The following is a 14,268-nucleotide window of genomic DNA, read 5'->3' as shown; positions in this document are numbered from 1 at the left end:
AAAATTCAGTTAAATATTCATCAGATACTAAAGGCTTAAATTCTTTAGAAAAAATTAACAATTTATTTTGGCTTTTCTCCCTTTATGTACTATTTTTAAATTTTATCACATAAATGCTGAGAAAAGCCTATCTACGGACTTCTCCCCACATTTTTAAATTAACATAGCATTACAGTTTCAAAACTAGGTATGTTATTGAATTTATATGCAGCTTCTTTTGCATATAAATGAATATGATGTTTTGCAACTTTGATATGTGTTTTAAATGTTCTTCGTATATGTTTTCATACTGACTCAATTTGGTTGGTATTTACACCAGTTTTTGAAACATAGCCATCTTGATGGTTAACTGTTTCATGCTTAGTGAAAACCGATTTCAAATCGCGATATCCTTTTCAAGAATCAGTATGTACATCACACTTTGAAGAAATGTGGTTTATTGCAAACTGCAAAAGATTTTTACTGTTTGCGTTTTTCAATACTTTCAAAATCAGATTGTTGGTTGTTTTTTCATAAATACCAACCATCAAGGTTTTGTTCAACAAGGATCTTCCTTGTTTTTTAACCCATATGTGAAAGATACATTTCATCCATTTGCACTATGCCCTCAACAATGAATTGAGGTTCTTGTTTAGCAATGGCACTTCGGATTTTATGACCCATTCTTCAAGCTGTTTTCAAGGTCACTCCCAATTCTTTTGCAACATCAGTTGATGGAATTCCATGTTTGGTGTTTATTCATCTAAAGATGAGATAAAACCAAGATATTAAAGGTGTTTGTGACTTTGAAAATATAGTGCCTGTGAGAATACTGAATGTTTGATGACATTTCAAACATCTCATTTTTCTTAAATTAGAAGTATTCAAATTAAAACTAGAACACCTAATACATTTGCTTTGTTTCAAACTTGCTATATATGCAAGACATTGTTTTTCAGTTTGAAAAGTATTATTGAACTCATTCAATTTCATTGTTTCCTCCACAAGTACATGTGGGGAGAAGTCCGATTATTAATTAAGATTAATTCTATCTTCAAATTTTATCATAAAATGAGCGATTGCTTCATTTTAATTTTGAATTGGCATTGTTCATTTTTTGTCATTGATTCAATTGCTAAATAAAAGATTTTAACATTTTAAATTTAAGTGGTGTTAGTTTTCTTTTTTTTGTAAATCATTATGATATTGTTGTAATTTGTTTTGGTAATAGCTAATAGTAATAAGATTAGTTGGTGGTAAGTTAATTTTCATTAAGGTTACTGGAAAATACAGTATTTAAATAAATCGTGAAATTGTTGAATTTTTAAGTTTTGCTGGTTAGCACTTAGTAAACTAATGTTAAATCCTTGGATTTTGATTGTTGCTACGTAGTTAATACGACCTTGGATTTTATAAATTTTTAAATATTTATCATTAACTAGGGTCTCATAAGGTACTAGTAAACTAGTATCGTTATTTTTTGTTCAAGATTTTTTTGATTCTGCTCAATATTTAAAAATTAAGACAAGGACATATCAACCTTTAACACCAGTCATTACTGGTATTACTAAAGGGATAGCAATAAAGCTAGTTAGAATAATGATACTGATTCTTACGTATCTATCTATTGGTAGCCCTTAAATGAATAGTGCTGATAATATACTACTCATGAGCCTATTACTAAGGCTTCTATTAGGCCAAATCCTTTGTAGAATTCTAGTTTAGTTTTTCTAATGGTTTTAGGGATAATGTTGTTCATTAGTTGTTCTCCTTTCAAATGAAAAAGAACCCGTATGGGTTCTCTTAAGTTAATACATTTAACTTAATTATCAACTACATTCCATAATGGATTATTTATATAAATCTTTTTTTACCACTTTCAAAACTAACTACTAAATACTGTTCTGTTTTTTCTAATAACTTGCCAATTCCAAAGGAAGGATTACTTATTAGACTATTTTTAGATTTAATTTTATCCACTCTTTTACCATAGTTTTTTCTCTTTTATAACTATTTTTATCTAATTCTTGTAAAAAAAACTAAAAATCGGCATGTTTTCTGAGTTTTATCATATTATTCGCCTTCTTATTTGTCTTTTATAAAAATTCAGTTAAATATTCATCAGATACTAAAGGCTTAAATTCTTTAGAAAAAATTAACAATTTATTTTGGCTTTTCTCCCTTTATGTACTATTTTTAAATTTTATCACATAAATGCTGAGAAAAGCCTATCTACGGACTTCTCCCCACATTTTTAAATTAAACATAGCATTACAGTTTCAAAACTAGGTATGTTATTGAATTTATATGCAGCTTCTTTTGCATATAAATGAATATGATGTTTTGCAACTTTGATATGTGTTTTAAATGTTCTTCGTATATGTTTTCATACTGACTCAATTTGGTTGGTATTTACACCAGTTTTTGAAACATAGCCATCTTGATGGTTAACTGTTTCATGCTTAGTGAAAACCGATTTCAAATCGCGATATCCTTTTCAAGAATCAGTATGTACATCACACTTTGAAGAAATGTGGTTTATTGCAAACTGCAAAAGATTTTTACTGTTTGCGTTTTTCAATACTTTCACAATCAGATTGTTGGTTGTTTTTTCATAAATACCAACCATCAAGGTTTTGTTCAACAAGGATCTTCCTTGTTTTTTAACCCATATGTGAAAGATACATTTCATCCATTTGCACTATGCCCTCAACAATGAATTGAGGTTCTTGTTTAGCAATGGCACTTCGGATTTTATGACCCATTCTTCAAGCTGTTTTCAAGGTCACTCCCAATTCTTTTGCAACATCAGTTGATGGAATTCCATGTTTGGTGTTTATTCATCTAAAGATGAGATAAAACCAAGATATTAAAGGTGTTTGTGACTTTGAAAATATAGTGCCTGTGAGAATACTGAATGTTTGATGACATTTCAAACATCTCATTTTTCTTAAATTAGAAGTATTCAAATTAAAACTAGAACACCTAATACATTTGCTTTGTTTCAAACTTGCTATATATGCAAGACATTGTTTTTCAGTTTGAAAAGTATTATTGAACTCATTCAATTTCATTGTTTCCTCCACAAGTACATGTGGGGAGAAGTCCGTAATTTTTTAATTCTATTTTTATAAATAGAAAAAGCAGATTTAATATTAACAGAATGACAAATATACATAGGTATCATATTATTTATTGCTTTTAACTCAAGATAAATAATATACACTCCTGAGATTTTTTCTTTGCTTGCCGTTATTTGTTGTTTTGTTTCTTGATTTAAAAAATCAAAATATCTTTTTTTAAATAAGTCATAGTCATAATCTATTTTATTATTTTCCACGAATATCACGCCTTAATATTTAATTTCAAACTATTCAACTACTGTTGAACAAAAAATAGAACCTGAAATGGCAATAATCATATTTGCAATTGATAATCCAAAAGCAGATTTAATCAAAACTATTGCATGATTACTATGATTTAGTACATAAATTTTAGTTTTAACTGACTCAATAAATACATAACTTCAAATTCCAGATAAATGATAAACATTAGTTGTTGGATCAAAAGTAACATCTAAATGAATAAGACTATTCAATAAATAGCTTTATTATTACTTTTCTTTCCACCAATACCTTTTTTATTTCTAATGTATATATAATAACCTAAACTAATCCCAATTCCAACCCTCAAAGAAATACGGCCTTATTAACGGTCATCACCATTGTTAATGGTACCTTTAACAATGACATAATCACATTTAGTTAAATCAGATAATTCTTTACCACCAGCATAAGAAATAGCAGACTGTAAATCTTCTTCAATTTCTTTATATGTAGCAGCAATACTTCCTTTGTAAGGAACTAAGATTTTTTTACCTTCAATATTAGTTGCTTCAACTTTATTGAAAATACTTGCTGAGCCAAAATATTCTTTGTATTCATTACCATTTTCTTTAATAATTTTGCCAGGCGATTCATCATAACCTGCTAAGATACTACCAGCCATAATCATAGTTGCTCCAAAAGCAATAGCTTTAGCAATATCACCATTACATCTAATTCCTCCATCAGCAATTAATGGTTTAGTAGCAGTACTTGCTACATCTTGTAAGGCATTTAATTGTCAACCACCAGTTCCAAAACCCGTTTTTAATTTAGTGATACAAGCTTTACCAGGACCAACACCAAATTTGATAGCATCAGTTCCTCACTTTTCTAAATCTTTAACAGCTTCTTTAGTCATAACATTGCCAGCAATAATAAATGGTTTAGTTTTTGTTTTGGCAAAAGTGTTATTAATGAATTTAATCATTTCTTCCATTGCATTACTATGTCCGTGGGCAATATCAATGGTAATGAATTCAGGAATCATATTTAGTTGCTTCAACTCTGCTAGTAAGATACGGTCTTCATTTTTAACACCAATACTAATAGAGGCGTATAGTCCTTGTTCATGCATCATTTTTACAAATTTAACTTGGTCAATATCAAAACGATGCATTACGTAAAAATAATTGTTTTTAGCTAATCATACACATAGTTTTTCATCAATTACCGCACTCATATTGCCAGGAATAATGGGAACCTTAAAGGTAAAACCATTAAGGTTTACACTAGTGTTACATTCCTTACGTGATTTAACAATTCCCTTTTTAGCAATTAGATTTATATCTTCAAAATCAAATTTTACAGTCATTTTTTGTTCTCCTTATTTATTAATTAAACTTCCTAATTGTTCAATCATCTTTTTTAGATTATTAACTAGTGGATTATAAACATTAATTTGCGTTAAGTCAACCCCTGCATCTTTTAAAACATCTAAAGGATATTTGCTTGCTCCTGCTTTTAAGAAATTAATTAGATTTTCTTGTTTTCCTTGCTTAATGTCTTCATACAATTTATAAGATACAGTAATTGAAGTAGCGTATTTATAAACATAGTATGGTGATTGAAAAAAGTGTAAAATGCGTGGTCATGAGTATGCTTTACTTTTTTCATCAGCTTTATCTAATGTTTTTTGCCCATATTTATTACTTGTTGTTTCATATAGGTCAGCTAAGATATCAGCATCTAATGGCGTTTCTGCTTCTACTAATTGATGAGCTTTTCATTCAAATTCAGCAAATTGGATTTGGCGAAAGAAAGTACCAATTACTGTTTCAATATGACTTTGTAATAAGTAAATGCGTTCTTGGTCATCAGTAGTTTTATTGTACAAGTAATCAAACGCTAAATGTTCATTAACTGTTGATGCTACTTCTGCTAAAATAATTGGATAGTTAGCATTAGGATATTCTTGATATTTTTCTGAAAATAAAGTATGAACTGAATGTCCAAGTTCATGTGCTAAAGTATTTAGTGAATTAAGGGTATCATCTCAGTTCATTAAGATAATTGGTTCAACGCCATTACCACCTGTTGAATAAGCACCAACTCGTTTATTAGTATCCTCATAGTAATCAATTCTTCCTGAAAGCAAGGCTAAATCAAGTTGTTCTCGATACTCATCACCTAAAACAGCAAGAATTTCTTTGACACTGGCAATTCCCTCTTCAACCGTAATTTTCTTAGTGGGCATAGTTGTCATTTTTAAACTTGTGTCAGTGCTATAGAATTTCTTTAGTTTAAAAAACTTACGTTTTAAATCATAAAATTGTTCTACTAAAGTCGCATGTTTTTGTCCTGCTTTAACTAGGTTTTCATATAATACTAATGGTACATCATCACCTAGTAAACTTTGTTCTAAAGTTGTTAAGTGCTTTGTTTTATCAGGTTCTTTATCATTATTGCGAATTTTGATTTCTTCAACAGCAACTTCGCAAATACTTTCATAGATTTGGGCAAGCGAATGTTTTTTATTTTTAATGTCTTCAGTGAATTTATTGGCCATTTCAATTCTTAGTTGCTGGTCTTTAACAGGGTCACTATTTTCTAAGATATCTAAGTATAAAGTTTGTGTTAACTCTTGTTCTTTACCATGGTAGTTAAACATTACTTTTTCTTTATCTGCATAAACTAAAGTATCGTATAATCCTCCAGCAGCACTTCGTGATTTACCAACTTTACTAAGTAAAGTTTCATCATGTTCTGATAAAATAAAGCGTTCAAATTTAAAGAATACTTCCATATCATGAGCATAAACTTTTAATTCTGGGTTGCTAGCAATTCATTCTTTAATAGTTTTTGGCCCAATTGCTTTAATTTCTGGTTCAATTCATGCTAACTTTTCTGAAATTTTACTTTGTTGAATTCCAAATAAACTAGATAATTGTTGGAATTCTAAGTTAGTTGTGTTTAAGTCGCCATAGTGTAAATATTGCACTAATTTCGAACCTAGCATTGACATTTCTTTACTAATATTTAAATATTTTTTAAAATTATTAATGTTATTTAATTTACCTTTTAAAGTTAAAATTTGGTCAGCAAGTTTGTCAAATTGTGGTAAAGCTTTTTTTCAAGCATCTTTATTAGCAAATAAGTGAGTAAAATCTCAACAATATTTTGCTTTATCTTTTTCATTTAATTGTGAACGCTTCATATTTTTTGCTCCATTCTGTGGTAATATTAACAATACATTAATAATAACAATAATATTAACTGATTACTTAATTTTCAGAAATATCTATTAATAAATTTGGATAAAGATAAAAAGAACGTAAAAGCAATATGTATTGTGATTACTTTAATAATTAAAATATTTAGGAGTGAAATAGATGGCAAAAAACAGTTTACTACAAATTAGTAGTAAAGCAGAACTAACATTAAAATTAACAGCAGTATTTGCTGATAAAATAACCCATGAATTAATTGTTAAACAAAAAAATAAATTAACATTAATTTCAGAAACTAAAACTTATTATTTATATTTGGGTGAAAGTAAAGAATTAACTCGTAACGATGTTTATGATTTCTTTTTATGTTTTAGTAGTACTAACACTCAAGATTTAGATATTGACATTAAATCATTTGTCACACCTAATCTTGATGAAAGCGTTTTATTACAAACTATTTATGAAGCATTATGATTTGGTACTGCCGAAGAATATACTTTAAAAACTAAAAAATCAGAAGTTAAAAAAGTTAAGTACAATATTATTTCAACAGCAAGTCTTCCAGATTATACTTCACAAGAACAAGTAGATACGCTTGGTGCAAGTATTAACTTAGCGCGTAATCTCCAAGATATGCCACCTAATATTTTATATCCTGAAGTGTTTGCTAAGCATATTGTTGATGCAGCGAAAGGAATTAAAAACTTAACAGTTAAAGTTTTAGGACAAAAAGAAATTACTGACTTAAAAATGAATTTATTATTAGCAGTTAACGCTGGTAGTCACTTTGATGCTAAAGTTGTAGTTTTAGAATATAAAGGTAACCCCCAAAATGCTGATGATATTTTAGGATTAGTTGGTAAAGGTATTACTTTTGATAGTGGTGGGTATTCATTAAAACCTTCATCTGCTATGAAAGGTATGAAGTTTGATATGTCAGGTGCAGCTTCTGTATGTAATGCAGCCATTGCTGGTGCTAAATTAGGATTAAAATTAAACTTTATTGCAGTTGCTTGTTTAACTGAAAATAAAATTGGTGGCCATGCGACTTTAGTAGAAACTATTTTTACTTCAATGAATGGTAAAACCGTAGAAATTAATAATACTGATGCCGAAGGACGTTTAGTCTTAGCTGATGGGATAACTTATGCTTTACAAAAAGGAAAAGCTAACCGTATTATTGAATTATCAACGCTAACTGGTGCTATGTTAGTAGCATTGGGTAGTTATATGACTGGTGCTTTTGCTACCGATGATAAATTATTTAATGACTTTAATTTAGCTTCGCAACAAGTTAATGAAGAAATTTGACGTATGCCAATTCACCAACAAAATTTTTTGAATATGCGTTCATCTAAATTAGCTGATTTAAGTAATGTGTCAAAAGCCCTATATGGCGGTTCATCAAATGCAGCGGCATTTTTAGTTGAGTTTGCTGAAGATAAACCTTTCTTACATTTAGATATTGCCGGAACTGCTTATAAAAATGATCGTGGTAAGGGTGTATTAATTAAATCATTAGTACAATATATGAAAAACTATAGCACTAAACAATAAAATTAGTAAAGGCAAGATAAGTATTTATCTTGCCTTTTATATAAATTAAATTTGTGAAAGGTTGTGAGATAATAACTTTTTTACATCTCTTTTTAAATCAGATAAATTATTTATCGGACTTCTCCCCACATGTACTTGTGGAGGAAACAATGAAATTTAATGAGTTCAATAATACTTTTCAAACTGAAAAACAATGTCTTGCATATATAGCAAGTTTGAAACAAAGCAAATGTATTAGGTGTTCTAGTTTTAATTTGAATACTTCTAATTTAAGAAAAATGAGATGTTTGAAATGTCATCAAACATTCAGTATTCTCACGGGCACTATATTTTCAAAGTCACAAACACCTTTAATATCTTGGTTTTATCTCATCTTTAGATGAATAAACACCAAACATGGAATTCCATCAACTTATGTTGCAAAAGAATTGGGAGTGACCTTGAAAACAGCTTGAAGAATGGGTCATAAAATCCGAAGTGCCATTGCTAAACAAGAACCTCAATTCATTGTTGAGGGCATAGTGCAAATGGATGAAATGTATCTTTCACATATGGGTTTAAAAAACAAGGAAGATCCTTGTTGAACAAAACCTTGATTGTTGGTATTTATGAAAAAACAACCAACAATCTGATTGTGAAAGTATTGAAAAACGCAAACAGTAAAAATCTTTTGCAGTTTGCAATAAACCACATTTCTTCAAAGTGTGATGTACATACTGATTCTTGAAAAGGATATCGCGATTTGAAATCGGTTTTCACTAAGCATGAAACAGTTAACCATCAAGATGGCTATGTTTCAAAAACTGGTGTAAATACCAACCAAATTGAGTCAGTATGAAAACATATACGAAGAACATTTAAAACACATATCAAAGTTGCAAAACATCATATTCATTTATATGCCAAAGAAGCTGCATATAAATTCAATAACATACCTAGTTTTGAAACTGTAATGCTATGTTTAATTTAAAAATGTGGGGAGAAGTCCGTAATTTTATTATATTTTTATACAAAAAAAGAATAAAATTGTTGTTTTCTTATTTTTTTATAACATAATAAGTTCGGGAATGACATATATAATGAAATGAAAAGAATAGGGGCAAAGAAATTGGCTATTGAAATAGAAATTAGACGCATGAGTCTACGACATGGATGAACGCAAGCGTATTTAGGGAATCTTGTAGGGGTTCGTCAAGCAACAATTAGTAGAATTGAAAGCAATGCTGGATGTTCCTCATGAGGAATAATCAGTAAAATATTAATTGCCTTATCAGTTGAAATGAAAGATATTAAAGGATTTACTCATGACTTTGTTTTAAAAGAAAGTGATTTTGAGTTATTTATTAAATTATTAATGGCAAATACCCATCTAAAAACAAGTATCTTATATAATCCCATTCATTGTGCACGTTTTATTATTGATGCTCATAATGCAGGTATTATCAGTTTTGATGACAAATATGCGAAAAAATAAATATTTTACCTTGTAAAAAGTTTTATTAAGTATTAGTATTTTTATGTATTAAGACTTTTTAAGCTAAGGAGTGGGTCATGAAAACGTTTTTAAGAGTAGCAAGCGCAGCGCTGCTAATTAGTAGTTCAACAGCAGGTTTAACTGGTTGTAGTATTTCTAGTATTGGTGATGTTTGAATTATTACTGATGGTGGTGATTTATTTGACAAAGCTTTCAATCAACAAGTATTAGAAGGAGTGCAAGAATTCACTGATAACTTTAATAAAAATCGTCCGACAATTAGTAAACTCCCAGGAAATGAAAATTGACAAAATCAAGAAATGCGTTGTCGCTGAATTATTTCTAGTGATGCTGATGTTTCAACCTTGCAAAATAATTACAATTTAGCAGCGTTTGCCGGCGCTAAAACGATTGTTTTGGCAGGATTTCACCACTTAGAAGCATTAACACCAAAAATTCAAAATTTTTATAAAGCATTAGGAATTAGATTTATTTTGGTAGATGCACAATTAGAGAATCCTATTGATGTAGCAAGTTTAACTTACTCAGCTGAGCAATCAGGTTTTCTAGCAGGCTTAGCTGGTGCGATTTGATTAGTAGCAAATCATGAAGCATATGATAGTAATGGTCTAAAAATGTCAACATTTGGGGGTTTACCAGCGCAAACCATAGTTAGTTATATGATGGGATATTATTGAGGTGTTTATTACTTTAATAATTATCGTGCTAATCCTGACTTATTAAAGATGGTTAATGCTCTTAGAGATAAGACTAACCCTATGTCTTCATCTGATTTTACTTCTAAATACAAAATTAGTTTTGATAAAATTGCTAAGCAGTTTACGGGTGGTTTTGAATCAGGAACTAAAGATTCTAAATCTATTACTTCACAATTAATTGATGGTAACCATGAAGATATTGTCATGCCCGTAGCAGGTGCACAAACCATTGACTTACTATCAGCAATTAAAAATTCAAGTAAAAATAGTAATGCTAAAGTAATTGGTGTTGATGTTGACCAAACTAAGCAATATGATTATGCTAAAAATACATTTCTTACTTCAGCGTTAAAAGGGATTCACGCTTCAGTTAGCAATTGATTGTGATATGCATTTAATTTAGATTATAAACCACCGCTAGTTACTCCTAGCGACGGTAGCAAATATTTTGATGGTACAGAACCTCAAGTAGCATTAGGTCAAGGATACACAGGAATCTCTGACAATGACGCTATTAATGTTATTTATCAAAATTTAGTTAGTGCACCATATGAATTATTAGCACAGAAAGTAACTACTGCTTTTAATGTCCTATCAAATGATTTAGCCACAAATCCAAATTCAAGTAAATGAGAAGATGCTTGACAAACAAAGATTGATGAAAAAGAACTAAAATATAAACCAAAGTTTTAATAAAAATTTAAAAATATTATTAAATTTTGTTGAATTTTTATTAGATTAAGATTACTATTTAATTAGTGGTAGAGTGCAGAGTTACCATTTACAGGAGTAGAGCAGTGTTTTTGATAAGTAATGATAAAAAAAGAATATTAATTCCTAATTTTTTGAATTACAAGTTATTCCCCTTTACTTGTTTTACATCAATTAAAATGGATAACAAAACTAATACTAGTATCATACCATCAACACATATAACTAAAACAAATTTGGTTAATTCTAAAAGAAAGTAATGTTTTTACTTTCTTTTTTTAAATTTTTTTTATATAAATAGTAAGTACAATTTAAAAGGAGGATTGGAATAAAATGCGGAAAATCTTTTTTTCATTAAGCTCTTTGGCATTATCAATAATGTCTATCTTACCCATTGTTGCATGTCAAAATCAATTCAATGATCCTAATGTTTATCGAATAACAGTAGTAACTGATGGTCATACTATTACCGATCATTCATTTAATGAGTCTTCATACGATGGTGCTATACAATTCAAAAAGGAATTTGATGTTTGAACTCACACTAACTATGTAGACCCTTTTTATAAAGATAAAAAAGTTGAGGTTTCATGAGATAATCCTCAATTAACAACGTTGGATAGTTTAATGACATCTTATAATAAAGCAGTTTTTATTAATAGTAAAGTTGTTATTGCATCGGGTTTCTTACATCATGACGCTTTAGTTAAATCACAAAATGGTGTTTTAAAACATCAAACTAAATTCGTTTTTGTTGATGGTGATACACCTAATAGCGAAGTACCAAAAGAAAATAAACAACTAGCGGGTTTACTATATAAAGCTGAGCAATCAGGTTTTCTAGCAGGCTTAGCTGGTGCGATTTGATTAGCAGCAAATCATGAAGCATATGGTAAGGACTTAAAAATGTCAACTTATGGTGGTGCCGATATTCCATCAGTTACTAATTATATGTATGGTTATTATTGAGCTATTAAGTTGTTTAATGATAAGACCAATCTAACTTTACAAATTAAGTTGTTAAATTGAGTAAAAATTTTAAATCCCCAATTTAGTTTAACAACATTACCAAATATTAATTTTGTTACTTCTGGTAACCAATTCAGCGGTAACTTTACCCAAGGTTCAGACAGTTCTCGCGGCATTAATGATTCATTAATTAGGCAAGGCGCCGATATCATCTTTCCAGTGGCAGGCCCACAAACAGAAGACACATTAGCAGCATTAAAGTCTGGTAATGGTAAAATTATTGGTGTTGATACCGATCAACAAGTACAATATCCTAAATCAACTGATCGTTTTATTACATCTGCGCAAAAAGATATTGTTAGTTCAATTGACTTCATGTTGTGAAAATCAGTCGGTAGAACTAATGAATCACCAATCCATCCATATGATTCCACAGCATCAAAGACTTTCACTGATGATGCTAAATACAATGGTGGCCCTGGATTTACCGGATTAGCTGCTAACAAAGCAATCAAAGACGGTACCAAAGATATTTATACACCACTTACCACTGACCCTGAAATCTTAACATTACTTGACAAAGTATCTTTAGGTTGACAAAAAGTTCTAAATTTCCAAAAAGATTTTTGAGTCAATGGTATTAAACTGACATCAAATCCATTTTAGAAAGAGGTGATGAGAGTGAACACAAATATTGAAAAAATAGAAGAACAATATGCCGTTGAAATGGACGGCATTACAAAAGTTTTTTTAGGAACAATTGTTGCTAATAAGGACATTTCTTTAAAAATTAAAAAAGGGGAAATTCATGCTCTAGTTGGTGAAAATGGCGCTGGTAAGTCAACTTTAATGTCAATCTTATTTGGTTTATACCAACCAACCAAAGGTTTAATTAAAGTAAATGGTAAAGAAGTAGTAATTTCTGGGCCCATTCGCGCTGGAGGATTAGGAATTGGCATGGTGCACCAACATTTTAAATTAGTTGATAACTTTACGATTATTCAAAACATTATCTTAGGTAGTGAACCAATTTCTAAATGACAGTGAATTAATTACAAACATGCCAAAGATAAAATTAAAGCCATTTCTGAAAGATATAAATTAGAAATCAAACCTAATTTAAAAATTGCCAATGCTAGTGTTGGTATGCAACAACGTGTTGAAATCTTAAAAGTACTTTATCGTGGCGCTGACATCATTGTTCTTGATGAACCAACTGCGGTATTAACACCCCAAGAAATCACTAGTTTACTAGCAATTATTGAAGAACTAAAACGTGATGGTAAAACAATTATTTTTATTAGTCACAAATTAGAAGAAGTTAAACACATTGCTGATAGTGTCACAGTAATTAGATTAGGAAAAGTGATCGAAAACTTTCTTGCTGCAACTAAAACCAAAGAAGAAATCGCTACTTTAATGGTGGGACGAGATTTAGTTGAAGTAAAAAATCTTGGTGGTAATGAGTTAGGTGAGGTTGCTTTAAAAGTTAAAAACTTATTTGTTCGTAAAATTGACAACAAAAAAATTATGGGACTTTCTGATTTTAATCTCGAAGTTAAAGCTGGTGAAATTGTGGCGATTGCTGGTGTAGAAGGTAATGGTCAAACTGAATTAATTTCTACTATTACTGGTTTAATTAAACCTGAAAAAGGTAAAATTTTCTTTGGTAATAAAAATATGACTCATAGTTCTATTCAAAATTTGTATAAACATGGTTTAAGTCATATCCCTGAAGACCGTCATAAGTATGGGTTAGTGTTGGAGTACAATATTATTGACAATATGGTATTACAAAACATTAGTCAATATCCATTTTCTAAATGTGGTTTAATTCGTAGTAAAGCAATTCAATATTATGCCCAAAGTATTATTCAAACATATGATGTTCGTGGTAGCAAAAGTGGTTTTGCGCTAGCACGTGGTTTATCAGGTGGTAACCAACAAAAAGCAGTTGTTGGTCGTGAACTAACACGAAAACATAAAATCCTAGTTGTGGCGCAACCAACTAGAGGATTAGACATTGGTGCAATTGAATACATTCATGGTCGAATCTTAGAAGAAAAAACACGTGGTAACGCTGTATTATTAATTTCATATGAACTATCAGAAGTTATGTCGTTAGCAGATAGAATTGTTGTTTTACATGCTGGTAAAATTACGGGTAATGTCAATGCTAAAAATGTGATCCGTGAATCACTTGGATTAATGATGGCAGGACAAACCTTAGAGAAAGGAGAAACAAAAAATGCTTAATCAAAAAACATGATTTTTGAAACGTCGTAGTCTGCTTTATATGGGATCAA

18 protein-coding genes are annotated in these 14,268 nt (G+C 29.9%); 8 read left to right on the top strand and 10 right to left on the bottom strand.

The genetic code is table 4. From position 1 onward, the window contains the following. Positions 1–158: 158 nt before the first annotated feature. Together ACFEL4_RS08580 and ACFEL4_RS08575 are read right to left on the bottom strand one after the other, a co-directional pair. On the bottom strand, positions 159–590 hold the full coding sequence (locus ACFEL4_RS08580; protein WP_375317414.1) for an IS1595 family transposase: 432 nt from the start codon (positions 588–590) through the stop codon (positions 159–161). Beyond that, on the bottom strand, positions 562–972 hold the full coding sequence (locus tag ACFEL4_RS08575; protein WP_375317279.1) for a hypothetical protein: 411 nt from the start codon (positions 970–972) through the stop codon (positions 562–564). The genes ACFEL4_RS08580 and ACFEL4_RS08575 overlap by 29 nt, the downstream gene beginning before the upstream one ends. Before the next feature lie 18 nt (positions 973–990). On the opposite strand from ACFEL4_RS08575, the gene ACFEL4_RS08570 reads away from it, so the two are divergent. Then, entirely contained in the window at positions 991–1,122 is a 132-nt protein-coding gene (locus ACFEL4_RS08570) for a hypothetical protein (RefSeq protein WP_375317413.1), read from the top strand. 134 nt (positions 1,123–1,256) lie between these two features. Here ACFEL4_RS08570 and ACFEL4_RS08565 read toward each other — a convergent pair whose 3' ends face one another. From ACFEL4_RS08565 to pepF, 8 genes are all read right to left on the bottom strand, one after another. Further along, the gene (locus ACFEL4_RS08565; protein WP_375317412.1) at positions 1,257–1,535 is read right to left on the bottom strand and encodes a hypothetical protein; all 279 of its coding nucleotides are present in this window, start codon (positions 1,533–1,535) and stop codon (positions 1,257–1,259) included. A gap of 68 nt (positions 1,536–1,603) precedes the next feature. Beyond that, on the bottom strand, positions 1,604–1,738 hold the full coding sequence (locus tag ACFEL4_RS08560) for a hypothetical protein (protein ID WP_375317411.1): 135 nt from the start codon (positions 1,736–1,738) through the stop codon (positions 1,604–1,606). A gap of 495 nt (positions 1,739–2,233) precedes the next feature. After that, positions 2,234–2,671 (bottom strand): IS1595 family transposase, encoded by a 438-nt coding sequence (locus ACFEL4_RS08555; RefSeq protein WP_375317410.1) that lies wholly within the window; start codon positions 2,669–2,671, stop codon positions 2,234–2,236. Then, complete coding sequence (locus tag ACFEL4_RS08550) at positions 2,643–3,053, bottom strand: hypothetical protein (RefSeq protein ID WP_375317279.1); 411 nt, start codon at positions 3,051–3,053, stop codon at positions 2,643–2,645. Before ACFEL4_RS08550 ends, ACFEL4_RS08555 begins: the two co-directional genes overlap by 29 nt. Continuing rightward, on the bottom strand, positions 2,993–3,319 hold the full coding sequence (locus ACFEL4_RS08545; RefSeq protein WP_375317409.1) for a hypothetical protein: 327 nt from the start codon (positions 3,317–3,319) through the stop codon (positions 2,993–2,995). Before ACFEL4_RS08545 ends, ACFEL4_RS08550 begins: the two co-directional genes overlap by 61 nt. Positions 3,320–3,349: 30 nt before the next feature. After that, positions 3,350–3,577, bottom strand: a complete 228-nt coding sequence (locus tag ACFEL4_RS08540) for a hypothetical protein (protein ID WP_375317408.1) — start codon at positions 3,575–3,577, stop codon at positions 3,350–3,352. Between the two features lie 110 nt (positions 3,578–3,687). Further along, positions 3,688–4,677, bottom strand: a complete 990-nt coding sequence (locus ACFEL4_RS08535; protein ID WP_375317407.1) for a GMP reductase — start codon at positions 4,675–4,677, stop codon at positions 3,688–3,690. Positions 4,678–4,689: 12 nt separating this feature from the next. Next, complete coding sequence (gene pepF, locus ACFEL4_RS08530) at positions 4,690–6,519, bottom strand: oligoendopeptidase F (RefSeq protein WP_375317406.1); 1,830 nt, start codon at positions 6,517–6,519, stop codon at positions 4,690–4,692. Positions 6,520–6,694: 175 nt separating this feature from the next. Between pepF and ACFEL4_RS08525 the strand changes: the two genes are divergently transcribed. The 7 genes from ACFEL4_RS08525 (at position 6,695) to ACFEL4_RS08495 (ending at position 14,218) form a co-directional block, all read left to right on the top strand. Continuing rightward, the gene (locus ACFEL4_RS08525) at positions 6,695–8,089 is read left to right on the top strand and encodes a M17 family metallopeptidase (RefSeq protein ID WP_375317405.1); all 1,395 of its coding nucleotides are present in this window, start codon (positions 6,695–6,697) and stop codon (positions 8,087–8,089) included. 149 nt (positions 8,090–8,238) lie between these two features. After that, positions 8,239–8,775 (top strand): hypothetical protein, encoded by a 537-nt coding sequence (locus tag ACFEL4_RS08520; RefSeq protein WP_375317404.1) that lies wholly within the window; start codon positions 8,239–8,241, stop codon positions 8,773–8,775. Beyond that, positions 8,670–9,059, top strand: a complete 390-nt coding sequence (locus ACFEL4_RS08515; RefSeq protein WP_375316929.1) for an IS1595 family transposase — start codon at positions 8,670–8,672, stop codon at positions 9,057–9,059. The genes ACFEL4_RS08520 and ACFEL4_RS08515 overlap by 106 nt, the downstream gene beginning before the upstream one ends. A 138-nt stretch (positions 9,060–9,197) precedes the next feature. After that, positions 9,198–9,563: a helix-turn-helix transcriptional regulator gene (locus tag ACFEL4_RS08510; protein ID WP_375317403.1), complete on the top strand. Its 366-nt coding sequence runs from the start codon at positions 9,198–9,200 to the stop codon at positions 9,561–9,563. 77 nt (positions 9,564–9,640) lie between these two features. Continuing rightward, a complete protein-coding gene (locus ACFEL4_RS08505) occupies positions 9,641–10,975 on the top strand; it encodes a BMP family ABC transporter substrate-binding protein (RefSeq protein ID WP_375317402.1) in 1,335 nt (444 codons plus the stop codon). A 351-nt stretch (positions 10,976–11,326) separates the two neighbouring features. Next, entirely contained in the window at positions 11,327–12,628 is a 1,302-nt protein-coding gene (locus ACFEL4_RS08500; protein ID WP_375317401.1) for a BMP family ABC transporter substrate-binding protein, read from the top strand. Between the two features lie 60 nt (positions 12,629–12,688). Continuing rightward, on the top strand, positions 12,689–14,218 hold the full coding sequence (locus ACFEL4_RS08495; protein ID WP_375318378.1) for an ABC transporter ATP-binding protein: 1,530 nt from the start codon (positions 12,689–12,691) through the stop codon (positions 14,216–14,218). The last annotated feature ends 50 nt before the right edge of the window (positions 14,219–14,268 follow it).

The sequence above is a fragment of the Spiroplasma endosymbiont of Virgichneumon dumeticola genome (assembly GCF_964264745.1).
Classification (GTDB): Bacteria; Bacillota_I; Bacilli_A; order Mycoplasmatales; family VBWQ01; genus Spiroplasma_E.
The sequence above is the reverse complement of the archived record's forward strand: the minus strand, read 5'-3'. Positions and strand labels throughout refer to the sequence as shown.